Origin of the sequence: Microbacterium sp. Root553, from assembly GCF_001426995.1 — a bacterium.
GTDB lineage: Bacteria > Actinomycetota > Actinomycetes > Actinomycetales > Microbacteriaceae > Microbacterium.
On sequence record NZ_LMFY01000001.1, the window covers coordinates 22342 to 44060 of the forward strand.

A 21719-nucleotide genomic window follows, 5' to 3' on the forward strand; every position below is an offset into this window, starting at 1 on the left:
ATTCCTGCGGAGTTGCCATTCGCCTCCCGATCTGAGATCGTATTCCTGACCGATCGGTCTGAAATTATCGCCAGCGTCGGTGATCGAGAGGATGATGATGTCCGAGGCCTATCTCGTCGATGGCGTCCGCACCCCCGTCGGGCGCTACGGAGGGGCACTCGCGTCCGTGCGCCCCGACGACCTCGCAGCCCTGGTGGTGGGTGAGACCGCCCGCCGGTCCGGCCTTCCCGTCGAGGAGATCGACGAGGTGATCCTCGGCGCTGCGAACCAGGCGGGCGAGGACAACCGCAACGTGGCGCGCATGGCCGTGCTGCTCGCGGGTCTCCCCGACTCGATCCCCGGCCTGACCGTCAACCGTCTCTGCGCCTCGGGGATGTCGGCCATCGCCCTCGCCGCGAACGCCGTGCGCGCAGGAGACGCCGACCTCGTCATCGCGGGCGGCGTCGAATCCATGACCCGTGCGCCCTGGGTGCAGGCGAAGCCCGACCGGGCATGGGCACGGCCCGGTGCCGCGTTCGACACGTCGATCGGCTGGCGCTTCACGAACCCCCGGCTGAGCGCGCGCGACAAGGCGACGTTCTCGATGCCGGAGACGGCGGAGGAGGTCGCGCGCGTCGATGCGATCAGTCGGGCGGATGCCGACGCTTTCGCTCTGCAGAGCCACGAGCGGGCGATCGCCGCGATCGACGCCGGGCGCTTCGCCGCCGAGATCGTGGGAGTCGAGACGAACCGGGGGCTCGTCGAGACCGACGAGGGTCCTCGACGGGACACCACCCTCGACGCACTCGCGGGGCTGCGTGCGGTCGTCGCCGGCGGCGAGGTCGTCACCGCCGGGAACTCCAGTTCGCTGAACGACGGATCGTCCGCGATCGTCGTGGCGAGCGCCGAGGCCGTCGAACGGCACGGACTGCGCCCGCGTGCGCGCATCGTGGCATCCGCGACAGCCGCGCTCGCTCCCGAGATCATGGGTCTGGGCCCGGTGCCCGCCACCCAGAAGGCGCTCGCCAAGGCGGGTCTGCAGATCGGCGACCTCGGCGCCGTCGAGCTGAACGAGGCCTTCGCCTCGCAGTCCCTCGCCTGCATGCGCCGCCTGGGACTCGACCCGGCGATGGTCAACGCCGACGGTGGCGCCATCGCGCTCGGCCATCCGCTGGGATCCAGCGGCTCGCGACTGATCGTGACGCTTCTCGGACGGCTCGAGCGCGAGAACGCACGCTACGGACTGGCCACGATGTGCGTGGGCGTCGGGCAGGGCGCCGCCATGATCGTCGAGCGCCTGACGTGACCCTGCACATCGAGGAGCAGGACGACCGGATCGTCGCGACGCTGGACCGCCCCGAGAAGCGCAACGCCATCGACCAGGCGACGGTCGACGCGCTGCACGGGCTGTGCGCGATGCTCGAGGATGCTCCGCGCACGCTGATCCTCGCGGGATCGGGCGGTGTCTTCGCCGCCGGCGCCGACATCGCACAGCTGCGCGACCGCACCGCCGACGACGCCAGGCGCGGCATCAACGCGACCGTGTTCATCCGCATCCATGAGCTGCCGATGCCCGTGGTCGCCGCGATCGACGGCTACGCCCTCGGCGGCGGGGCCGAGCTCGCCTACGCCGCGGACATCCGCATCGCCACGCCGTCCCTCCGCATCGGCAACCCCGAGACCGGACTCGGGATCATCGCGGCGGCAGGCGCCACCTGGCGCCTGCCCGAGATCGTCGGCGAGGCGCGAGCCGGCGAACTGCTGCTCACCGGTCGAGCGCTCGACGCCGAGGAAGCGCTGCGCTGGGGCCTGGTCTCGTCGGTGCATCCGGCCGACGAGCTGCTCGCCGCAGCTCACGGGATCGTCGATCGCATCGCGGCGAACGATCCGCTGGCGACCCAATACACGAAGCGGGCCCTGCGCACCCCTCGAGCGCAGCACCCGGCGATCGAACTCGAGCTGCAGGCCGAGCTGTTCGACTCGCCGGAGAAGCACCGCCGGATGACCGCATTCCTCGAGAGGAAGACCCGATGAGCGAGACCACCCGCCCGCTGAGCGAGCGCACCGACCCCACCCGCCCGCTGAGCGAGCGGAGCGAGACGAAGCGCGCCCACGTCGCACCGGCACACGTGGGCGTGCTGGGCGGCGGGCGCATGGGCGCCGGCATCGCGCATGCGTTCCTGCTCGCGGGTTCGCACGTGAGCGTGGTCGAGCGGGACGCGGCCAGCGCTGACGCCGCCCTGACGCGCATCAGCGACAGCATCCGCAGATCCGTCGAACGCGACTCCTCTCTGGATGCGGCAGAGCTCGCCGACCGGCTCACGACCGGTACCGACATCGCGGCGTTCGCTGCGGTCGACCTCGTGATCGAGGCGGTACCGGAGGACCGTGCCCTCAAGGACGATGCCCTCGGTCGCGCCGAAGTGGCGATGCCGGCTCACGCGACGCTGGCGAGCAACACCTCATCGATCTCGATCGACGATTTGGCTGCGGATCGGCTGCGCCCCGAGCGCTTCCTCGGTCTGCACTTCTTCAACCCCGTGCCGGCGTCGGCGCTCGTCGAGATCGTGCGCGGCGGCCGGACCGAGACGGCGATCGTCGACAGCGCGACCGGATGGGTGAGCGCTCTCGGCAAGACACCGATCGTCGTGAGCGACTCGCCGGGCTTCGCCTCGTCCCGACTGGGCGTGATGCTCGGCCTCGAGGCGATCAGGATGCTCGAGGAGGGCGTCGCCTCGGCAGCCGACATCGACGCGGCGATGACGCTCGGATACCGGCATCCGATGGGCCCCCTGCGCACGACCGACGTGGTCGGCCTCGATGTGCGCCTGGGGATAGCCGAGGAGCTGGAGCGCACGCTCGGCGCGCGCTTCGCTCCGCCGGACCTCCTGCGGCGCCTGGTCGCCGAAGGAAAGCTCGGTCGCAAGAGCGGCGAAGGGTTCTACGCATGGAACGAGGAGAGATGACCGAGTATCTGCCGAGCTATGTCCAGGGCGAGTGGTGGACGCCGTCGTCCCCCGTGCGCTCCACCGAGGTGCGAGATGCGTCCACCGGCGACGTCGTCGCGCACGTCTCCACCGACGGCCTCGACCTCGCCGGGGCGCTGGAGCACGCGCGTTCGGTGGGGCAGAGAAGCCTCGGCGCTCTCACCTTCCACCAGCGTGCGGTGCTGCTGAAGCAGTTCGCGCTCGCGCTCACCGAACGCAAGGACGAGCTGTATGCGCTGTCGTCCCGCACGGGCGCCACGAAGAACGACTCGTGGGTCGACATCGACGGCGGAATCGGCGTGCTGTTCTCGTATTCCGGAAAGGGACGGCGCGAGCTGCCCAACAGCCGCGTTCACGTCGACGGTCCGGTCGAGCCGCTCTCGAAGGACGGATCCTTCCTCGGTCGTCACGTCTACACGACGCTGCCCGGCGTCGCGGTGCAGATCAACGCGTTCAACTTCCCCGTGTGGGGATCGCTCGAGAAGTTCGCTCCGGCGTTCCTCGCCGGCATGCCCACGCTGGTGAAGCCCGCCACCCCGACGGGATACCTGGCGGAGGCGATGGTGCGCATCCTCGTCGAGTCCGGACTGCTGCCCGAAGGGTCTCTCCAGCTCGTCAGCGGAAGCGTTCCCGAGCTGTTCGAGAACCTGCGACTCGGCGATATCGTCGGCTTCACCGGCAGCGCGTCGACGGCGGAGAGCCTCAAGGCCCACCCCGCCGTGCAGGTCGGAGGCGTGCGCTTCACCGCCGAGACCGACTCGATCAACGCGTCGGTGCTGGGCACCGACGCCGTCGAGGGGACGCCCGAGTTCGACGCCTACGTGCGCCAGCTCGTCACGGAGATGACGACCAAGGCCGGCCAGAAGTGCACGGCGATCCGCCGCGCGATCGTGCCCGCGGGCTCGGCGGACGCCGTGATCGCGGCCGTGCGGGCGCGCATCGCCGAGAAGACCGTGCTCGGCGACCCGCGCGCCGAGGGCGTCACGATGGGCCCTCTCGCCTCGACCGCGCAGCGCGACGAGGTGCTTCGCCAGGTGCAGAGACTGCAGACGGGCGGCGGGCGGATCGTCGTCGGCACCACCGATGTCCCGGACGTGCGCCTCGCCGACGGCAGCACGGGCCCCTCCCTTCAGGGGGCGTTCGTCTCGCCGGTGCTGCTGCGTTTCGACGACTCGGGATCCGAGGCCGCGCACTCGATCGAGGCGTTCGGTCCGGTCTCCTCGCTGATCACCTACGACACCACCGCCGACGCCGCGGCGCTCGTGGCGAGGGGCGGAGGCTCCCTCGTCACGAGCATCGCGACCCACGACCCGGTGCAGGCTGTGGAGTTGGCCGCGCGCATCGCGCCTTTCAACGGCCGGATGCTGCTGCTCGACCGCGATGACGCGCGATCGTCGACCGGTCACGGCTCCCCGCTCCCCACCCTCGTGCACGGAGGACCCGGCCGGGCCGGCGGCAGCGAGGAGCTCGGCGGCATCCGCGCGGTGCTCCACCACATGCAGCGCACCGCCGTGCAGGGCTCACCCGACATGCTCACCGCGCTGACCGGTGTGTGGCACGCCGGGGCTGCCGCGCACAGCGACGGCCGGCATCCGTTCCGCAAGTCGCTCGCAGAGCTCCGCATCGGCGATCAGATCGTGTCCGCGTCGCGCGAGGTGACGCTCGCCGACATCGAGACCTTCGCGCACTTCACCGGCGACACGTTCTACGCGCACATGGATGAGGCGGCCGCCGCCGCCAACCCGTTCTTCCCCGGTCGGGTCGCCCACGGCTACCTGCTCGTCTCCTGGGCGGCCGGGCTGTTCGTCGACCCGGAGCCCGGCCCCGTGCTCGCCAACTACGGGCTCGAGAACCTGCGGTTCATCACCCCCGTCTCCCCCGGCGACACGATCCGCGTCGAGCTCACCGCCAAGCAGATCACTCCCCGCGAGACCGACGGGTACGGCGAGGTGCGCTGGGATGCCGTGATCCGCAATCAGAGCGACGAGCTCGTCGCGACATACGACGTGCTCACCCTCGTCGAGAAGGACGACACCACCGAGGTCGTGGCCGCATGAGGCCCATGATGCAGCGCGATGCCGCCTCGGCCATGCTCGGCATGGTCATCGAGCTCGACGTGCCGGGAGAGGCCGTCGTGTCGATGACGGTGCGCGACGACATGCTCAACGGCTTCGCGATCACGCACGGCGGTCTGGTGTTCACTCTCGCCGACACCGCCTTCGCGATCGCCTGCAACGAGGATGAACGGGTCACCGTCGCCGGTGGCGCCGACATCGCCTTCCTGAAGTCGACGAGCGCGGGGCAGCGGCTGACCGCACACGCCGTGCGCCGGGTCGTGAGCGGCCGCAACGGGCTCTACGACGTCACCGTCACCGATGACTCAGGAGACGTGGTCGCCGAGGTGCGGGGCCGCTCACTCACGACGAACCGCTCGCATCCCGCCTGAGCACCCCCGCGTCCACCCCCCCTGTTCACGACGAAGGAGTCGACGATGACCGCTACCCGTGCCGACATCGGAACCGAACCCGAACTGCATTCGCCCGATCAGCTCGCCCGTCTGCAGCTGGAGCGTCTGCAGTGGACCGTGCACCACGCGTGGGAGAACGTGCCGACGTATCGCCGGAAGTTCGCCGAGCACGGCGTGCACCCCGACGACATCCGCACGCTCGACGACGTGCAGAAGCTGCCCTTCACCACCAAGGCCGATCTGCGCGAGAGCTACCCCTTCGGGATGTTCGCCGTTCCCCTGCCCGATGTCCGGCGCATCCACGCGTCGTCCGGCACGACGGGGCGTCCGACCGTGGTCGGCTACACCGAGGGCGACCTCGACCGCTGGGGCGACCTGGTCGCGAGGTCGCTGCACGCGGCGGGGATCCGGGCGGGGATGAAGGTGCACAACGCCTACGGATACGGGCTCTTCACCGGAGGACTCGGGGCGCACGCCGGCATCGAACGGCTCGGCGCCACGGCGATCCCCGTGTCGGGAGGGCAGACCGCACGACAGGTGCAGTTGATCCGGGATTTCGAACCGGATGCCATCCTGTGCACCCCCAGCTACCTGCTCACGATCGCGGATGCGATGGAGGCGGCCGGGATCGACCCGACCGCGACGTCGCTGCGGGTGGCGGTGCTGGGCGCCGAGCCCTGGACGAACGAGATGCGTCGCGAGATCGAACGTCGACTGCACATCGATGCGGTCGACATCTACGGTCTCAGCGAGGTGATGGGACCCGGTGTCGCGAGCGAGAGCGTGTTCACGAAAGACGGCCCGCACATCTGGGAGGACCACTTCCTGCCCGAGATCATCGACGGCGACACCGGCGGGCGGCGGGCGGACGGCGAACTCGGCGAGCTGGTCTTCACCTCGCTCACCAAGGAGGCGTTCCCCGTCATCCGATACCGGACGCGGGATCTCACACGGCTTCTCCCGGGCACGACCTACCCGGCGCTCCGGCGCATGGAGAAGATCACCGGGCGCAACGACGACATGATCATCCTGCGCGGCGTGAACCTCTTCCCCACGCAGATCGAGGAACTCGTGATGGGCATCGAGACCCTGACGCCGCACTTCGTGCTCGAGCTGCATCGTGCCGGTCAGCTCGACACGATGACCGTGCGCATCGAGCGACACCCGTCGTTGAGCGCCGAGGAGTGCGAGGCCGCCGCAGCGGTGCTCACCCACCGGATCAAGATGCACATCGGCACCAGCGTCGACGTCGAGGTCGAGGAGCCGGGCGCGCTCCCTCGGAGCGAGGGCAAGTACAAGCGCGTGTACGACCTGCGATGAGGTGCTCCGGTCGGAGCTGCGTCATCGGCATCAGCCGCGGAGCGCGAGGACGAACGGGAGCACCTCCGTGGCACCGGCCTGACGCAGCGTGCGGGCGGCGATGGTCAGAGTCCACCGGCTGTCGGCCAGGTCGTCGACGAGGAGGACGGGGCCGTCGGGGATGTCGAGCCCCTGTGCGCTGAACCGGTCCCACAGACCGGCGAGACGGAAGACGCTGTTGCCGCCGGGCTGACCGGTCGGTCCGCCGTTCACCGGATCGAGCGCGCCGAGATAGGGAAGGCGGCCGATCTCGGCGATCCCGCGGGCGAGCGAGTCCACGAGCAGCGGATGCGACCGTGAGGGCATCGCGACCACCGCCACGGGGCGTTGCGCCCACCCCCACTCGGTGAGGACCCGCACGCATCCGCCGAGAACCTGCGGGATGACGGGAGCATCGGCGGCTCCCGCCGCGAAGAGCTCCCGCAGCCTGCCACCCCAGCCGAGGTCGGTCAGACGTGCGAGGGCACGCCCCTCCCCCGCCTGCTCGTCGGCGGGGATGCGTCCTTTGACGGGGACGTCGAGCCGATCGGCCCCGGTCGGCCACGCGCGACGCGGTTCGACCGGCACGCCGACCCGGTCGAGCGAGTGCGCCGCCTGGGTCGTCGCGGACTCGCCGATCTCGCTCGGGAACCACACCCCCGCGCAGTTGTCGCACCGACCACAGGGCGCGGCGGTGTCGTCATCGAGGGATCTCTGGAGGAACTCCATCCGGCATCCGTCGGTCTGCTCGTAGTCGATCATGTGCTGCTGCTCGGCACGGCGTTCGGCCGCGATGCGCTCATAACGCTCGGCGTCGTAGACCCACGGCTCCCCGGTCGCGATCCACCCTCCCTGCACCCGTCGCACCGCTCCGTCGACGTCGAGCACCTTGAGCAGCAGCTCGAGCGGCGTGCGCCGGATGTCGACCATCGCTTCGAGCGCCGGCGTCGAGATCGGCTGATCGCCCAGCGCGCCGATCACGCGCTCGGCCCGCTCGCGGTCGGGCATCGACGCCGTCGCGAAGTAGTGCCAGATGTCGCGGTCTTCGACGCCGGGCAGCAGCAGGACGTCGGCGCTCTCGCTCGCGCGCCCCGCACGACCGACCTGCTGGTAGTAGGCGACCGGCGACGAGGGTGCACCGAGATGCAGGACGAAGCCGAGGTCGGGCTTGTCGAACCCCATGCCGAGAGCGCTCGTCGCGACGAGAGCCTTGACCTCGTTGCGCTTCAGCATCCCCTCGGACTCCGCGCGCTCGTCGGTGTCGGTCTGGCCCGTGTAGGCGCGCACCTCGTGCCCGTGCTCGCGCAGCAGCCGCGCGGTGTCGACGGCCGCGGCGACCGTCAGCGTGTAGATGATGCCCGAGCCGGGCAGGTCGTCGATGTGGCTCAGCAGCCAGGCGAGGCGGCTCGCCGAATCACGCAGGCGCAGCACTCCGAGCCGCAGCGAGGTGCGGGCCAGCGGGCCTCTGATCGTCAGCACTTCGGGGCCATCACCGGATTCCTCCGCGGCGCCCGTGCCGAGCTGCTCGGCGACATCGGCGACGACCCGGCTGTTGGCCGTGGCGGTCGTCGCGAGAACGGGCACCGCGACGGGCATCTGCTCGATCAGATCGCGCAGCCGCCGATAGTCGGGGCGGAAGTCATGCCCCCAATCGCTGATGCAGTGCGCCTCGTCGACCACCAGCATGCCGATCCGTCGCACGAGAGCGGGCAGCTGCTGCTCACGGAACGCGGGGTTGTTGAGTCGCTCCGGAGACACCAGCAGCACGTCGACCTCGTCGCGGTCGAGCTGCTGCATCACCTCGGACCACTCGTGCGCGTTGGTCGAGTTGATCGCCACGGCGCGCACGCCGGCCCGCTCGGCGGCGGCGATCTGATCGCGCATCAGAGCGAGCAGCGGCGAGACGAGCACGGTCGGCCCCGCCCCCTGTCGTCGCAGCAGCAGGGTCGCGACGAAGTACACCGCGGACTTGCCCCACCCCGTGCGCTGTACGACGAGCGCGCGACGCCGCCCCTCGACGAGCGCTTCGATCGCCTCGTACTGGCCGTCGTGGAAGTCGGCGTCGGGGCGGCCGACGAGCTCGCGCAGCGCGCCGAGAGCGGCGCCACGGGTGTCGACGGGTGCGGAGGAAGTCATGCCTCCACTCTGCCCGACCCCACCGACACCCCGGCCCCTCCCTCCACAGCCCGATCCGCGCCCGGGCCCGACCACGTCGTCTAGCGTGGAGAGATGATCACCCGAGAACTGGCCGTATCCCTGCGCGACGCCGGCCTCGTGTGGCACCCCGCGGAGGGCGATCGCTTCCAGCTCGATCTGCCGGACGAGGTGGAGCTCGAAGCCGAGGCCGATGTGTTCACGGTCAGCGGGATGACCATCGAGGCCCGCCAGACTCCCAGCGGAACCGACCTCGCGTTCAACGGCACGACGGAGTGGGCCCTCGATGCGGTCACGCTGGCGGACGCTGTCTGGCTTCCGCGGGAGGATCAGCTGCGCGAGCTCCTGCGCGGCACGTTCCGCTCGCTGACGCGCCTCTCCGACGCCTTCGTCGTCGAGGTCGAGATCGCGGGCTCGACCCTGCGATTCGAGCATCCGGATCCGTCCGAGGCCTACGGCCGCGCACTTCTCGACCTCGTCGCGCGCTCGCGCTGAGCGCCCCGCCTTGCGCGCCGACGACCCTCGTGTCAGAATTACCTAACGACCGGTCAGTAAAGCAGGTCGGATACCGAGGAGTCGATGATGACAAGCCCCGCAGATCTCTCCCTCATCACGGGAGAGTCCGCCGATGACCAGATCTCCGACGAGGAGCGCCTGTTCGACGAGCTCATCGCGAACGAGCAGCGCATCGAACCCCGCGACTGGATGCCCGAGGCCTACCGCAAGACGCTGATCCGTCAGATCTCGCAGCATGCGCACTCCGAGATCATCGGCATGCAGCCGGAGGGCAACTGGATCACCCGCGCGCCGAGCCTCAAGCGCAAGGCGATCCTCATGGCCAAGGTGCAGGACGAAGCCGGCCACGGGCTCTACCTCTACTCCGCCGCCCAGACCCTCGGCATCACTCGCGACGTGATGATGGACCAGCTCATCAGCGGCAGGGCCAAGTACTCGTCGATCTTCAACTACCCCACCCCGACCTGGGCCGACATGGGCGCGATCGGATGGCTCGTCGACGGCGCGGCGATCGTGAACCAGGTGCCGCTGTGCCGTGCCTCGTACGGCCCGTACGGCCGCGCGATGGTGCGCGTCTGCAAGGAGGAGTCGTTCCACCAGCGGCAGGGATTCGAGATCCTGCTCTCGCTCATGCAGGGCACCGACGAGCAGAAGCAGATGGCACAGGATGCCGTGAACCGCTGGTACTGGCCGAGTCTGGCGATGTTCGGCCCGCCGGACGACCAGTCCCCGAACTCCGCGCAGTCCATGAAGTGGAAGATCAAGCGCTTCACCAACGACGAGCTGCGCCAGCGCTTCGTCGGGATGCTCGTGCCGCAGGCGGAGATCCTCGGCGTCACCCTTCCCGATCCCGATCTGCGCCTCGACGAGGAGACCGGACAGTACGTGATCGGCGAGATCGACTGGGACGAGTTCTTCGAGGTGCTCCGCGGCAATGGGCCCTGCAACGCCGAGCGTCTGGAGCGTCGTCGCACGGCGCACGAAGACGGCGCGTGGGTGCGCGAGGCCGCCGCCGAGTACGCCCGCAAGCAGTCCCTTCGTCGGGCTCAAGGGCCGGTCGGAGTCGTGGCGTGATGGCGACCCCCGGAGCCGACGAGCGCGAGCCCTGGCCCCTCTGGGAGGTCTTCGTGCGCGCGAACCGCGGTCTGAGCCACGTGCACGTCGGGTCGCTGCATGCCCCGGATGCCGACCTGGCGATCCGCAACGCCCGCGACCTCTACACGCGTCGCGGCGAAGGCGTGTCGATCTGGGCCGTTCCCGCCGAGGCGATCACGACCAGCGACCCCGATGCCAAGGGCGCCTACTTCGAGAGCCCCGCAGGCAAGAACTATCGGCACGCCGTGTACTACACGGCCTCCGAAGGGGTGCCGCACCTGTGACGCTTCGACAGGCTCAGGGCCCCCTCGACGATGGCGACCTGCACGGCGACGTCTCGGTCGATGAGCTGCGACTGAGCGACGAGATCACCGGAACCGGCTCCGCCGCCGCATCCGCCGACATCGCCGAGTACGCGCTGTGGCTCGGCGACGACGCCCTGATCCTCTCCCAGCAGCTCGGCGAGTGGATCGCCCGCGCCCCCGAGCTGGAGGAAGACGTCGCCCTCGGCAACATCGCCCTCGACCTGCTGGGCCACGCACGCTCCTTCCTGCACTTCGCCGGCACCTACGACGGACGCTCCGAAGACGATCTCGCCTTCTTCCGTGACGAGCCTGAGTTCCGCAGCGCCTGGATCGTCGAGCAGCCCAACGGAGACTTCGCGCAGACGATCGCGCGCCAGTTCGTGGTGTCGACCTACATGTTCGAGCTCTACGCGGCTCTGCGCGCGAGCACCGAGCGGACGTTCGCGGCGATCGCCGAGAAGTCGCTCAAAGAGGTCGACTACCACCGCGACCACTCCGTGCAGTGGGTGCTGCGCCTGGCCGGCGGCACCGACGAGTCGAGGCGGCGGATCGTCCGGGCGCTCGGCGATGTCTGGCCGTACGTCGACGAGCTCTTCCGCGACGAACCCCTGATCGAGCGCCTCGGCGACGCCGCGGCGCGGCCCTCGACGCTCCGTCCCGGTTTCGACGCGGTCGTCGACACGGTCTTCGCCGACGCGGAGCTGACGACACCCGCCGTCGCGGCATCATCGGCCGGTGGACGGCGCGGCCACCACGCGACATCGCTCGGACATCTCCTCGCCGAGATGCAGGTGCTCGCGCGACGGCATCCGGGGGCATCGTGGTGACCCTTCGTCAAGCTCAGGGGCCGGAGCGGGCTCAGGAGCCGGAGCGGGCTCAGCGGGCCGAGTCCCACGCCGCCGCCTGGCGGATCGCCGCGGCCGTGGCCGATCCCGAGGTGCCGGTGCTCACGATCGAGGACCTCGGCGTGCTGCGGGCGGTCACCGTGCAGGGCGACACCGTCGTGGTCGACATCACCCCGACCTACAGCGGATGCCCGGCGATGGACACGATCCGCGACGACGTCATCCTCGCCCTGACCGCGGCCGGCTATGAGAACGTCGAGGTGCGCCTCGTCCTCTCCCCCGCCTGGACGACGGACTGGATGTCGGATGCCGGCACGCAGAAGCTGTCTCAGTACGGCATCGCTCCCCCGAGCGGACGGGCGGCGATCTCCTCCGGCCCGATCCGGCTGGCGATCAGCGTGCGATGCCCGCGCTGCGGCTCACTGGACACCCGCGAGGTGTCGCGTTTCGGATCCACCTCGTGCAAGGCGCTGTTCGAATGCCGCGCCTGTCTCGAGCCCTTCGACCACTTCAAGGTGCACTGATGTCGCTGTTCGCTCCGTCCGGTGCGGTGGCCCCCGCATCCGCCCCGCGTCCCGCCACGGCGGCGACCAGGAAACGGGCCCGTTTCCACACGCTGTCCGTCGAGGAGGTGCGGCCGCTCACCGACGACGCGGTCGAGGTGACCTTCGCCGTTCCCGCCGAGCTCGCCGACGAGTACGACCACCTGCCCGGCCAGTACGTGGCCCTGCGCACCACCCTCGAGGGCACCGAGGTGCGCAGGTCGTACTCGCTGTGCCGCGCCCCCGAGCACCGCACGGCGGAGCAGATCGCCGCGGGCGTGCCGACCCGCCTGAGCGTCGCCGTGAAGCGCGACGAGGGCGGGCTGTTCTCCACCTGGGCGCAGACGGGGTTGCATCCCGGGTTCGAGATCGACGTGATGAGCCCGCAGGGCACCTTCACCTCGGGCCTCGACGACCTCGATCACCGCCATGTCGTCGGCATCGCCGCGGGCTCGGGCATCACGCCGCTGATGGCACTCGCACACACCGTGCTGACCCGCTCGGAGACCTCGCGCTTCACGCTGCTGTACACGAATCGCTCGACGCTCGACGTGATGTTCCTCGAAGACCTCGCCGATCTGAAGGACCGGTACCCGACACGGCTGACGCTGCACCATGTGCTCTCGCGCGAGCAGCGCACCGCGCCGGTGCTGTCCGGACGCATCGACGAGGAGAAGCTGCGCACGATCCTGCGGATGCTGATCGACCCGACCGATGTCGACGAGTGGTTCCTCTGCGGCCCGCTCTCGCTCGTCGACCTGTGCCGCGAGGTGCTCGCCGACGTGGGCGTGCCGCGCGAGCACATCCGTTTCGAGCTCTTCACGACGGGCGACGAGCCGGTGCGTGCGGCACGACCGGTCGAGGTGCGGGCGGGAGAGCGCACGATCCGCATCGAGGTGACCCTCGACGGCGTCTCGTCGACCGTGCAGAGCCCGGTCGACGCCCACGAGTCCGTGCTGAACGCGGCGCTGCGTGTGCGCCCCGACGCACCCTTCGCCTGCGCGGGAGGTGTCTGCGGCACCTGCCGCGCGCGGGTCGTCGAGGGCAGCGTGACGATGACCGAGAACTACGCGCTCGAGCCGGACGAGATCGAGCGCGGTTACGTGCTGACCTGCCAGTCGCACCCGACGAGCGACCGCATCGTCGTCGACTACGACGTCTGAGGAGCATCCGATGATCGATCTCACCATCGCCGACAACACGGCGACCGTCGTGCTGAACGCTCCCGCGAAGCTGAACGCGCTCGACGAGCAGGCGATCCGCGACCTCGGGCACGCGTACGACGAGGCGGAGGCCGCGGGAGTGCGCGCTCTCGTCCTGCGCGGCGAAGGCCGGGCATTCTGCGCCGGCCGGGACATCTCTGCCGTCGACCCGCGCGACGACGACGTGATCGGCTACCTCGGCGGGCTGGTGACACCCCTGCTCCAGCGGATGTCGCGCTTTCCCGCGCCGACCTTCGCGGTCGCGCACGGCGCCTGCCTCGGCGTCGGACTCGGGCTCCTGATCGCCACGGACGTCGTCTACGTCGCGCAGTCGGCGAAGATCGGCTCGCCCTTCGCCGCCCTGGGCGCCACGTTGGACTCGGGAGGGCACGCCCTCTTCGTCGAACGGCTGGGGGCGCACCGGACGCTCGACCTCATCTACACGGGGCGGCTGATGAGCGGGACGGAGGCGGTGAGCGCCGGACTCTTCTCGCGGGTGGTGCCCGACGACGAGGTCGTCGACGCCACCGTCCTCGCCGCGACGACGGCCGCACGAGGAGCCACGGCCGCGTTCCTCGCCAGCAAGCAGCTCGTCGCGCGGATCCGCGACGAGCGGCTGGGCCTGTGGGTGTCGATGGACGCCGAGAACACGGCGCAGGCCGCGCTCTGCGACACGGAGGACTACCGCGAGGGGTTCGCCGCGTTCCAGGAGAAGCGCACCCCGGTGTTCCGGGGCCGCTGAGACGCGGGCGGGACCCCGGTCGCCTAGCGCCTGCGTGCCCGCGACGGCAAGGGCGTCGGCGATGTCGGATGCCGGTGCGAGACTGCATCCATGATGCTCTCGGAGCTCGTCTCCACCGCCGAAGCCGTCGCCGCGACCTCGTCCCGACTCGCGAAGATCGACGCGCTGTCGCAGCTGCTCGCCCAGGCCGACGCCGATGAGCTGCCGGCACTCACCGGACTCCTGCTCGCCGCACCCCGCCAGGGGCGTCTGGGAGTCGGATGGCGGGGCCTGTCCGCTCTCGACGTCACGCATGCCGCGGATGCGACGCTGACGATCACCGACGTCGACGACGCTCTCGACACTCTGGCCCACACGTCCGGTTCAGGGTCGACCGCGGCCAGGAGCGCCGCGCTGACAGCTCTCGCCGCACGAGCGACGGCCCCCGAGTGGGACTTCCTGAGCCGGTCGATGCGGGGCGAACTGCGCACCGGCGCGCTCGGCGGAGTGCTGCTCGACGCGATCGCCAAGGCCTCGGAGCGACCTGCCGCATCCGTGCGTCGTGCCGCGATGCTGTCCGGCGACCTCGGCGCCACCGCGCGGCTCGCACTCACCGGCACGGCGACCGAGCTCGACGCCGTCGGTCTCGAGGTCGGACGCCCCGTGCTGCCCATGCTCGCATCGACCGCCGCGACGCCGACGGCGGCGCTCGCGGTCACGGGCACGGCATCCGTCGAATACAAGCTCGACGGTGCGCGCATCCAGGTGCACCGGCACGGCGACGAGGTCGGCGTCTACACCCGCAGCCTCGCCGACATCACCCACCGCGTGCCCGAGATCGTCGAGATCGTGCGCGCTCTGCCCGCTCACGACCTGATCCTCGACGGAGAGACCCTGTCGCTCGACGAAGACGGCGGTCCCCGGCCGTTCCAGGAGACGATGTCGCGGTTCGGGGCCGACGTCGCGCGCGACCTCGTGCTGCGGCCCTGGTTCTTCGACATCCTGCACGTCGACGGACGCGACCTCATCGACGAGCCGCTGTCGACGCGGCTGCACGAACTCGCACGGGTCGTCGGCGAGTGGCGCATGCCCGGCATCGTCACCGACGATCCCGACGCCGCGGAGCATCTCTCCCGCGAGGCCCTGGCCGCCGGGCATGAAGGCATCGTGATCAAAGGCGTCGATGCGCCGTACGCCGCGGGCCGTCGCGGCGCATCCTGGGTCAAGGTCAAACCGGTGCTGACCTACGACCTCGTCGTGCTGGGGGCCGAATGGGGCTCGGGGCGCCGGAACGGATGGCTGTCGAACCTGCATCTGGGTGCCCTCGATCCGACGGGCGAGTTCGGAGAACCCGGCGGATTCGTGATGGTGGGCAAGACGTTCAAGGGGCTGACCGACGAGCTGCTGCGGTGGCAGACCGAGCAGTTCCCGCCGCTCGAGACGAGGCGGACGCAGAGCACGGTGTTCCTGCGACCCGAGTTCGTGGTCGAGATCGCGATCGACGGTGTGCAGCGCTCCCCGCGCTACCCCGGCGGCGTCGCGCTGCGCTTCGCGAGGGTCAAGGGCTACCGGCCCGACAAGACCGCGGCAGAGGCCGATACGATCCAGACGCTGCGCGCGCTGGTTCGCGGCTGAGACGGCCGCGGTCGCCCGCAGGATCGCACCGTCAGGCGGAGCACCGTCAGGCTGAGCACCGTCAGGCGGAGGGCGCGAGTCCGAGGTCCTCTTCGCGCACCGTGCCCTGGAACGACCACGGGAAGTCGATCCACCGGTCGGTGTCCTTCCAGGCGTAGTCGGGCTGGATGATCGTCGACGGTTTCGTGTAGATCGTCACCGAGCGGACATCCGCCCCCTTGTCGGTCAGCAGCTGCACGGCCAGGGCGAGTGTGCGCCCCGAGTCGGCGACATCGTCGACGAGCAGCACACGGCGACCGTCGAGATACGCCATGTCGAGTTCGGGCGGCAGCACCTCGGGGGCATCGAGCACGGTGCCGATGCCGGTGTAGAACTCGACGTTGATCGCTCCGCAGTTCTTCGCGCCGAGACCGTACGCGATCGCACCGGCGGGGAGCAGCCCGCCGCGCGCGATGGCGACGACCACCTCGGGCACGAAGCCGCTGTCGAGGATGCGTCGCGCGAGGTCTCGCGTCGCCGATCCGAAGCCGTCCCAGGTGAGCGTCTCGCGCTCGATCGAAGCATCCGTCATCGTCTCATTCTTCCCCACCCGTGCGGTGTCCGCGTTCACCCGAGCCTGGTGACCTCGACCGACACGAACAGCTCGGACCCGCTGGACCCCGCGTACACGCCACGCAGCGGAGCGACGTCCGCGTAATCGCGGCCGTGACCGACGTAGACGTGCGAGTCGCCGACCTCGACGAGATTCGTGGGGTCGTACCCGCGCCACTCGCCCGAGTACCACTCCACCCAGGCGTGGGACTCCCCCGTGACCGGCTCTCCGATCGCGGCCGTCGGGTCGGGGTGCAGGTAGCCCGACACGTAACGCGCCGGGATGCCGGCAGCACGCAGAACGCCCAGGGCGACATGCGCGATGTCCTGGCAGACGCCCGAGCGCGCGGGCCACGCATCGCGGGCGGTCGAGCTCACCCCTGTCACGCCGCTGCGGTACTCCATCGCCTCGCCGACCGTGCGGCAGATCTCGAGCGCGGTCTCGTCGACACCGCCGCCCTCGGCTTCGATGCGCAGCGCCAGCTCGTGCATCTCGTCATCGGGAGCGGTCGCCGGCGTCTGCATCACGCACTCCGCCAGGCCCAGGGACTGCGGGATCCGCAGCGCGAGCTCTTCCCAGTCGATGCCGGGCGCGGCAGGGAGAGCGGGCCGCACATCCACCACGCTGGTCGCCGTGACCGAGAGCATCTGGTGCGGAGTCAGCACCTCGAACGTCGAGACCCTGGTGTCCCAGTAGTCCACGTACGAATGCTGGGTGGCGGTGGGCGAGATGTCGAGAGTGGCCTGCAGCACGAACTGGCCGTCACGCGAATGCGGCAGCATCCTCGCCTCGTTGTACGACGCCGTCGCCGGCTGTCCGTAGCGGAATCCGGTGCGGTGCACGATCCTCAGTCGGCTCACAGTGCCTCTCCGATCCACACCGGCATCGCGATCGAGGGGAAGTACCGCTCCCTGATCGCGTCGCTCGCCACAGACATGCCCACCTGGACCTCCTCCATGCTCTCCGACAGCCGGTGCACCGTATCTCCGATCGGCCGGTACTCCAGCTCTGATCGCAGGCGTCCGAGCACGCGATGCGCGCGATCAGGGGCGCCGAAGGCGCCGGCGGGGTCGATACCGCGCATGCATTCCTCGGCCTGCAGGATGCTGGAGAGCACCGACCGCGGGAACAGACGATCGACGAGGAGGAACTCGACCGCCGATGCCCCGGTCGGCACCGCCCTGTGGCTGCGCAGGTGCGCCTCGTACGCCCCGCAGCTGCGCAGCAACGTCGTCCAGCTCGGACCGCCGGCCTCGGTCAGCGACCGCGTCGCGAGCAGGCGCGCCGTCATGTCCGCGCGCTCGATCGAGCGACCGAGCACGAAGAAGTGCCACGCCTCGTCACGGCTCATCGACGAGTCCACGACCCCGAAGGCGAGCGCCGAACGGTCACGCACCCAGCGGAAGAACGGATGTGTCTTGTCCGAGGCGATCCGCCGCGGCATCCGCGCGTTCGACTCGTTGAGCGTCTCCCACAGGTCGGTCGAGATGATCTCTCTCGCGCGCCTCGCGTTCTCGCGCGCGGAGGCGATCGAATGGGCGATCGATGCGGAGTGCTCGCGGTCGAGGGCGAGCAGCCGCACCACGTCGTCGCGGCTCAGCACCGCCTCGGGGTCCGCGGTCGTGCCCATCACCGAGAGAAGCGCTCGGCACGCGGTGTCCTCCTCCACCCACGGGTCCTCGAGGAGCAGCTGCAGATGCACATCGAGAATGCGTGCCGTGCCGTCGGCGCGCTCCACGTAGCGGCCGATCCAGAACAGCGCCTCGGCGATGCGGCTCAGCATCCCCCGCCTCCCTGCTGCTGTTGCTGCTGCTGTTGCTGGTGGTGGCGCAGCTCGAGGTCCTCGTCCTGCGGCGATGAGAGGAAGGGAGGGCTCGCCTCCTCGCGCGACGACGCGAGGATCGGGATCGCGCCGGTCGCGAGCGACACCTCCGCGGCCGCGGGGTCGGGCTCCCCCGGCACGGTCGCCGTCTGCCCGGTGAAGAGAGACGGATCGAGCACCCACGTGTCCTTGGATCCTCCGCCCTGACTGGAGTTCACCACCAGCTGCCCTTCGGGAAGCGCGACGCGGGTGAGACCGCCCGGGAGCACCCAGATGTCCTGTCCGTCGTTGACCGCGAACGGGCGCAGGTCGACGTGCCGCGGTCGGAAGCCGTCCTCGACCAGGGTGGGGATGGTCGACAGCTGCACCACCGGCTGCGCGATCCAGCCACGCGGATCCGCCAACAGCGTCTTCTTCAGCTCCTCCAGCGTCTCCCGCGACGCGTCGGGACCGACGACCAGCCCCTTGCCGCCCGACCCGTCGACCGGTTTCACCACGAGCTCGTCGAGCCTGTCGAGCACCTCCTCGAGCGCATCCGGCTCTTCGAGACGCCAGGTGTCGACGTTCGGCAGCACGGGTTCCTCCCCCAGGTAGTACCGGATCAGGTCGGGCACGTAGGTGTACACGAGCTTGTCGTCGGCGACGCCGTTGCCCACCGCGTTGGCGAGGGTCACGTTGCCGAGCCGTGCGGCGAGCATCAGTCCCGGCGCTCCGAGCACCGAATCCGGGCGGAACTGCTGCGGATCCAGGAACTCGTCGTCGACCCTGCGGTAGATGACGTCGACACGGGTGGGACCCGCGGTCGTGTGCATCCACACGCGGCCGCCCGAGCAGAACAGGTCGCGGCCCTCGACGAGCTCGATGCCCATCATGCGAGCCAGCAGCGTGTGCTCGTAGTACGCCGAGTTGTGCACGCCGGGCGTCAGCACCACGACCGTCGGGTCGTCGACGCCGATCGGCGCGGCCGCCCGCAGCGCCTGGAGCAGGCGGCCGGGATAGTCGACGACCGGTCGCACCCGCAGGCTCGTGAACAGTTCGGGCAGGGTCTGCGCCATCACCCGGCGATTGGCGAGCACGTAGCTCACTCCGCTGGGGACGCGCACGTTGTCCTCGAGCACGCGCCACGAGCCGGCCTCATCGCGGATCACGTCGATCCCGGCGACATGGATGCGCACGCCGTTGGCACCGACGATCCCCGCCGCCTGACGGTGGAAGTGCGACGAGGAGCTGATCAGCGATGCCGGGATGACTCCGTCCTGCACCGCGAGCTGCGGGCCGTACACATCGGCGAGGAACGCCTCCAGCGCCCGCACCCGCTGCGTCACCCCGGACTCGACGTAGCGCCAGTCATCCGCGGCGATCACCCGCGGCACGACGTCGAGAGGGAACGGACGCTCCTCCCCCGCGAAGTCGAAGGTGACGCCCTGCGCGAGATACGAGCTGGCGAGGGCATCCGTGCGCGCCCGCAGCTCCGCATCGTCCATACCGGCGAGGGCGGGATACATGTCCTGATACGGCGCCCGCACGTCCGCGCCGTCCGGCCGGGCCTCCGCCGCGAACATCTCGTCCCAGGGCGAGGCCCCCGGCCGCCGGGGCGATCGGCGCGTCGTGTATCCGTCGAACAGCGATTCCATGACCGCATGTTTCCCTGTCGCCGTTTCGGCGGTGTTACGCGCAGGAGACGGCGCCGCGACGACCGGCGGCGGGCCGCGCGGTAGGATCTATCCGTCCGGCGCTCTGTGCCGCCGGTGCCTGAAAAAGAGGCACGAAGCACTCCGCGATGATGCGGAGGCGAGACACATACGGAATGCGCACGACCTCCGTCCCTGTCTCGAAAGGCCCACCCATGCCCAGTGTCTCCGCGCACGTCGCCCTCACCCTCGCCCAGCACATCGACGCCGTCTTCGGCGTCATGGGCAACGGCAACGCCTACTTCCTCGACGCGATCGAGAGGCAGACGGACGCCGTCTTCACCGCGGTACGACACGAGCAGGGTGCTGTCGTCGCCGCCGACGCCCACTTCCGCGCGTCCGGTCGCATCGCCGCAGGCACGTCGACGTACGGCGCCGGGTTCACGAACACCCTGACCGCACTCGCGGAGGCCGTGCAGGCCCGCGTGCCGCTCGTGCTCGTCGTCGGAGACGAGCCGACCTCGGGACCGCGCCCCTGGGACGTCGATCAGATCGCGCTCGCCTCGGCCGTCGGCGCCCGCACCTATACCGTCGGTCATGCGGATGCCGCGGCCACCACGGTCATCGCGATCGAGCATGCTCTCACCTATCGCCTGCCGGTCGTGCTGGCGATCCCCTACGACGTGGCCACGCTCGATGCCGGCAGCGTGCCCGAGGTTCCCGCGCCGCGTCTGCTGACGCCGCTCGCCCCGAAGGGCGAGTTCGCCGAGGGGATGCTCGACGAGATCGCCGCCGCGCTGTCGCAGGCGGAGCGTCCGTTCCTGCTCGCCGGACGCGGCGCCTGGCTGGCCGGCGCGGGCGACGCCCTCGGCGAGCTCGCCGCCCTCACCGGTGCACTCACCGCGTCATCCGCTCTCGGCCGCGGCGTGTTCCCCGACGGGCGGTTCGATCTCGGCGTGACGGGCGGATTCGGGGCGGACGGGGCGATGGAGCTGATCCGCACCGCCGACGTCGCCGTCGTCTTCGGCGCCGCCCTGAACCAGTTCACGATGCGATTCGGCGAACTCTTCGCTCCGGGCACCCGTGTCTTCCAGATCGACATCGCGCCGGCCGCGACGCATGCGCACATCGGCGGCTTCGTGCGCGCGGACGCCCGCGTCGCCGCCGAGGCGCTCGTCGCCAGGGTCGGCTCCGCGTCCTCCACCGCTGCGCCCGGGCTGCCGTGGCGCGAGTCCGTCGACGTCGCCGCCGCACGGACCTATGAGAAGGGCGACGACCTCGCCGCCGACGGACGACTCGACCCTCGATCGGCCGCACGACGCATCGCCGAGCTCCTGCCCCGCGATCGCGTCGTCGTCTCGGACGGCGGACACTTCATCGGCTGGGCGAACATGTACTGGCCCGTGGAGGCCCCCGACCGGATGATGATGGTCGGCACCGCCTTCCAGTCGATCGGTCAGGGATGGCCGAGCATGGTCGGCGCCGCGCTCGCCCGCAGGGAGTCGACGATCGTGCTGACCTCGGGCGACGGAGGCGGGCTGATGGCCATCGCCGACCTCGAATCCGCGGTCCGCGCGGCCGCCGGACGCGGCATCGCCGTGATCTGGAATGACGCGGCATACGGCGCCGAGGTCAACCTCTACGGCCTGAAGGGGCTCGCGGAGGGGCCGATGCGGATCCCCGAGGTCGACTTCGCGGCGTTCGGCGCCGCCGTCGGGGCGGAGGGCGTCGTCGTGAAGACCCTCGCGGATCTCGACCGGCTCGCCGCCTGGGCGCAGGAGGATGCCGCCACGCGACGATTCCTGCTTCTGGATCTGCGGATCTCCGGCGACGTGATCGCGCCGTACCAGCAGGAGATCATCCGCGTGAACTCGTGATCGCCGGCGGT

20 protein-coding genes are annotated in these 21719 nt (G+C 70.3%); 15 read left to right on the forward strand and 5 right to left on the reverse strand.

Annotated features, from left to right (window positions below):
• The first annotated feature begins 97 nt into the window (after positions 1-97).
• From ASD43_RS00095 to paaK, 6 genes are read left to right on the forward strand one after another with little or no spacing between them, the layout of a single operon-like run.
• Positions 98-1285, forward strand: a complete 1188-nt coding sequence (locus ASD43_RS00095) for a thiolase family protein (RefSeq protein WP_157550648.1) — start codon at positions 98-100, stop codon at positions 1283-1285.
• Positions 1282-2013: an enoyl-CoA hydratase/isomerase family protein gene (locus ASD43_RS00100; RefSeq protein ID WP_056411938.1), complete on the forward strand. Its 732-nt coding sequence runs from the start codon at positions 1282-1284 to the stop codon at positions 2011-2013. The genes ASD43_RS00095 and ASD43_RS00100 overlap by 4 nt, the downstream gene beginning before the upstream one ends.
• Positions 2010-2945, forward strand: coding sequence for a 3-hydroxyacyl-CoA dehydrogenase family protein (locus ASD43_RS00105; protein ID WP_082539144.1), 936 nt, complete (start codon positions 2010-2012; stop codon positions 2943-2945). Before ASD43_RS00100 ends, ASD43_RS00105 begins: the two co-directional genes overlap by 4 nt.
• Positions 2927-5023: a phenylacetic acid degradation bifunctional protein PaaZ gene (gene paaZ / locus ASD43_RS00110; protein ID WP_056411941.1), complete on the forward strand. Its 2097-nt coding sequence runs from the start codon at positions 2927-2929 to the stop codon at positions 5021-5023. The genes ASD43_RS00105 and paaZ overlap by 19 nt, the downstream gene beginning before the upstream one ends.
• A 5-nt stretch (positions 5024-5028) precedes the next feature.
• Complete coding sequence (paaI, locus tag ASD43_RS00115) at positions 5029-5412, forward strand: hydroxyphenylacetyl-CoA thioesterase PaaI (protein WP_056411944.1); 384 nt, start codon at positions 5029-5031, stop codon at positions 5410-5412.
• 45 nt (positions 5413-5457) lie between these two features.
• Positions 5458-6753 (forward strand): phenylacetate--CoA ligase PaaK, encoded by a 1296-nt coding sequence (gene paaK / locus ASD43_RS00120; RefSeq protein WP_056411948.1) that lies wholly within the window; start codon positions 5458-5460, stop codon positions 6751-6753.
• Positions 6754-6783: 30 nt separating this feature from the next.
• Here the strand turns inward: paaK and ASD43_RS00125 are convergent, their stop codons facing one another.
• Complete coding sequence (locus ASD43_RS00125; RefSeq protein ID WP_056411950.1) at positions 6784-8907, reverse strand: RecQ family ATP-dependent DNA helicase; 2124 nt, start codon at positions 8905-8907, stop codon at positions 6784-6786.
• A gap of 93 nt (positions 8908-9000) precedes the next feature.
• Between ASD43_RS00125 and ASD43_RS00130 the strand changes: the two genes are divergently transcribed.
• From ASD43_RS00130 to ASD43_RS00165, 8 genes are all read left to right on the forward strand, one after another.
• A complete protein-coding gene (locus tag ASD43_RS00130) occupies positions 9001-9420 on the forward strand; it encodes a hypothetical protein (RefSeq protein WP_056411954.1) in 420 nt (139 codons plus the stop codon).
• A gap of 87 nt (positions 9421-9507) precedes the next feature.
• The gene (gene paaA / locus ASD43_RS00135; protein WP_056411956.1) at positions 9508-10515 is read left to right on the forward strand and encodes a 1,2-phenylacetyl-CoA epoxidase subunit PaaA; all 1008 of its coding nucleotides are present in this window, start codon (positions 9508-9510) and stop codon (positions 10513-10515) included.
• Positions 10515-10820, forward strand: coding sequence for a 1,2-phenylacetyl-CoA epoxidase subunit PaaB (gene paaB, locus ASD43_RS00140; RefSeq protein WP_045253118.1), 306 nt, complete (start codon positions 10515-10517; stop codon positions 10818-10820). The genes paaA and paaB overlap by 1 nt, the downstream gene beginning before the upstream one ends.
• The gene (gene paaC, locus ASD43_RS00145; RefSeq protein ID WP_056411959.1) at positions 10817-11668 is read left to right on the forward strand and encodes a 1,2-phenylacetyl-CoA epoxidase subunit PaaC; all 852 of its coding nucleotides are present in this window, start codon (positions 10817-10819) and stop codon (positions 11666-11668) included. The genes paaB and paaC overlap by 4 nt, the downstream gene beginning before the upstream one ends.
• The gene (gene paaD / locus ASD43_RS00150; protein WP_082539146.1) at positions 11662-12210 is read left to right on the forward strand and encodes a 1,2-phenylacetyl-CoA epoxidase subunit PaaD; all 549 of its coding nucleotides are present in this window, start codon (positions 11662-11664) and stop codon (positions 12208-12210) included. The genes paaC and paaD overlap by 7 nt, the downstream gene beginning before the upstream one ends.
• Complete coding sequence (paaE, locus tag ASD43_RS00155; protein WP_056411961.1) at positions 12210-13391, forward strand: 1,2-phenylacetyl-CoA epoxidase subunit PaaE; 1182 nt, start codon at positions 12210-12212, stop codon at positions 13389-13391. The genes paaD and paaE overlap by 1 nt, the downstream gene beginning before the upstream one ends.
• A gap of 10 nt (positions 13392-13401) precedes the next feature.
• Entirely contained in the window at positions 13402-14172 is a 771-nt protein-coding gene (locus ASD43_RS00160; protein WP_056411963.1) for an enoyl-CoA hydratase/isomerase family protein, read from the forward strand.
• A 90-nt stretch (positions 14173-14262) separates the two neighbouring features.
• Positions 14263-15786 carry an ATP-dependent DNA ligase gene (locus ASD43_RS00165; protein WP_056411966.1) on the forward strand — a complete coding sequence of 508 codons (1524 nt, stop codon included), beginning with the start codon at positions 14263-14265 and terminating at the stop codon, positions 15784-15786.
• Positions 15787-15847: 61 nt separating this feature from the next.
• Here ASD43_RS00165 and ASD43_RS00170 read toward each other — a convergent pair whose 3' ends face one another.
• The 4 genes from ASD43_RS00170 to ASD43_RS00185 are packed head-to-tail and all read right to left on the reverse strand — an operon-like array spanning position 15848 to position 19834.
• The gene (locus ASD43_RS00170) at positions 15848-16357 is read right to left on the reverse strand and encodes a phosphoribosyltransferase (protein ID WP_056418769.1); all 510 of its coding nucleotides are present in this window, start codon (positions 16355-16357) and stop codon (positions 15848-15850) included.
• A gap of 35 nt (positions 16358-16392) precedes the next feature.
• Positions 16393-17238: a transglutaminase family protein gene (locus ASD43_RS00175; RefSeq protein WP_056411969.1), complete on the reverse strand. Its 846-nt coding sequence runs from the start codon at positions 17236-17238 to the stop codon at positions 16393-16395.
• Positions 17235-18161, reverse strand: coding sequence for an alpha-E domain-containing protein (locus ASD43_RS00180; protein WP_056411971.1), 927 nt, complete (start codon positions 18159-18161; stop codon positions 17235-17237). The genes ASD43_RS00175 and ASD43_RS00180 overlap by 4 nt, the downstream gene beginning before the upstream one ends.
• Positions 18155-19834 carry a circularly permuted type 2 ATP-grasp protein gene (locus ASD43_RS00185; RefSeq protein ID WP_056411974.1) on the reverse strand — a complete coding sequence of 560 codons (1680 nt, stop codon included), beginning with the start codon at positions 19832-19834 and terminating at the stop codon, positions 18155-18157. Before ASD43_RS00185 ends, ASD43_RS00180 begins: the two co-directional genes overlap by 7 nt.
• 212 nt (positions 19835-20046) lie before the next feature.
• On the opposite strand from ASD43_RS00185, the gene ASD43_RS00190 reads away from it, so the two are divergent.
• Positions 20047-21708, forward strand: coding sequence for a thiamine pyrophosphate-binding protein (locus ASD43_RS00190; RefSeq protein ID WP_056411977.1), 1662 nt, complete (start codon positions 20047-20049; stop codon positions 21706-21708).
• Positions 21709-21719 lie beyond the last annotated feature (11 nt).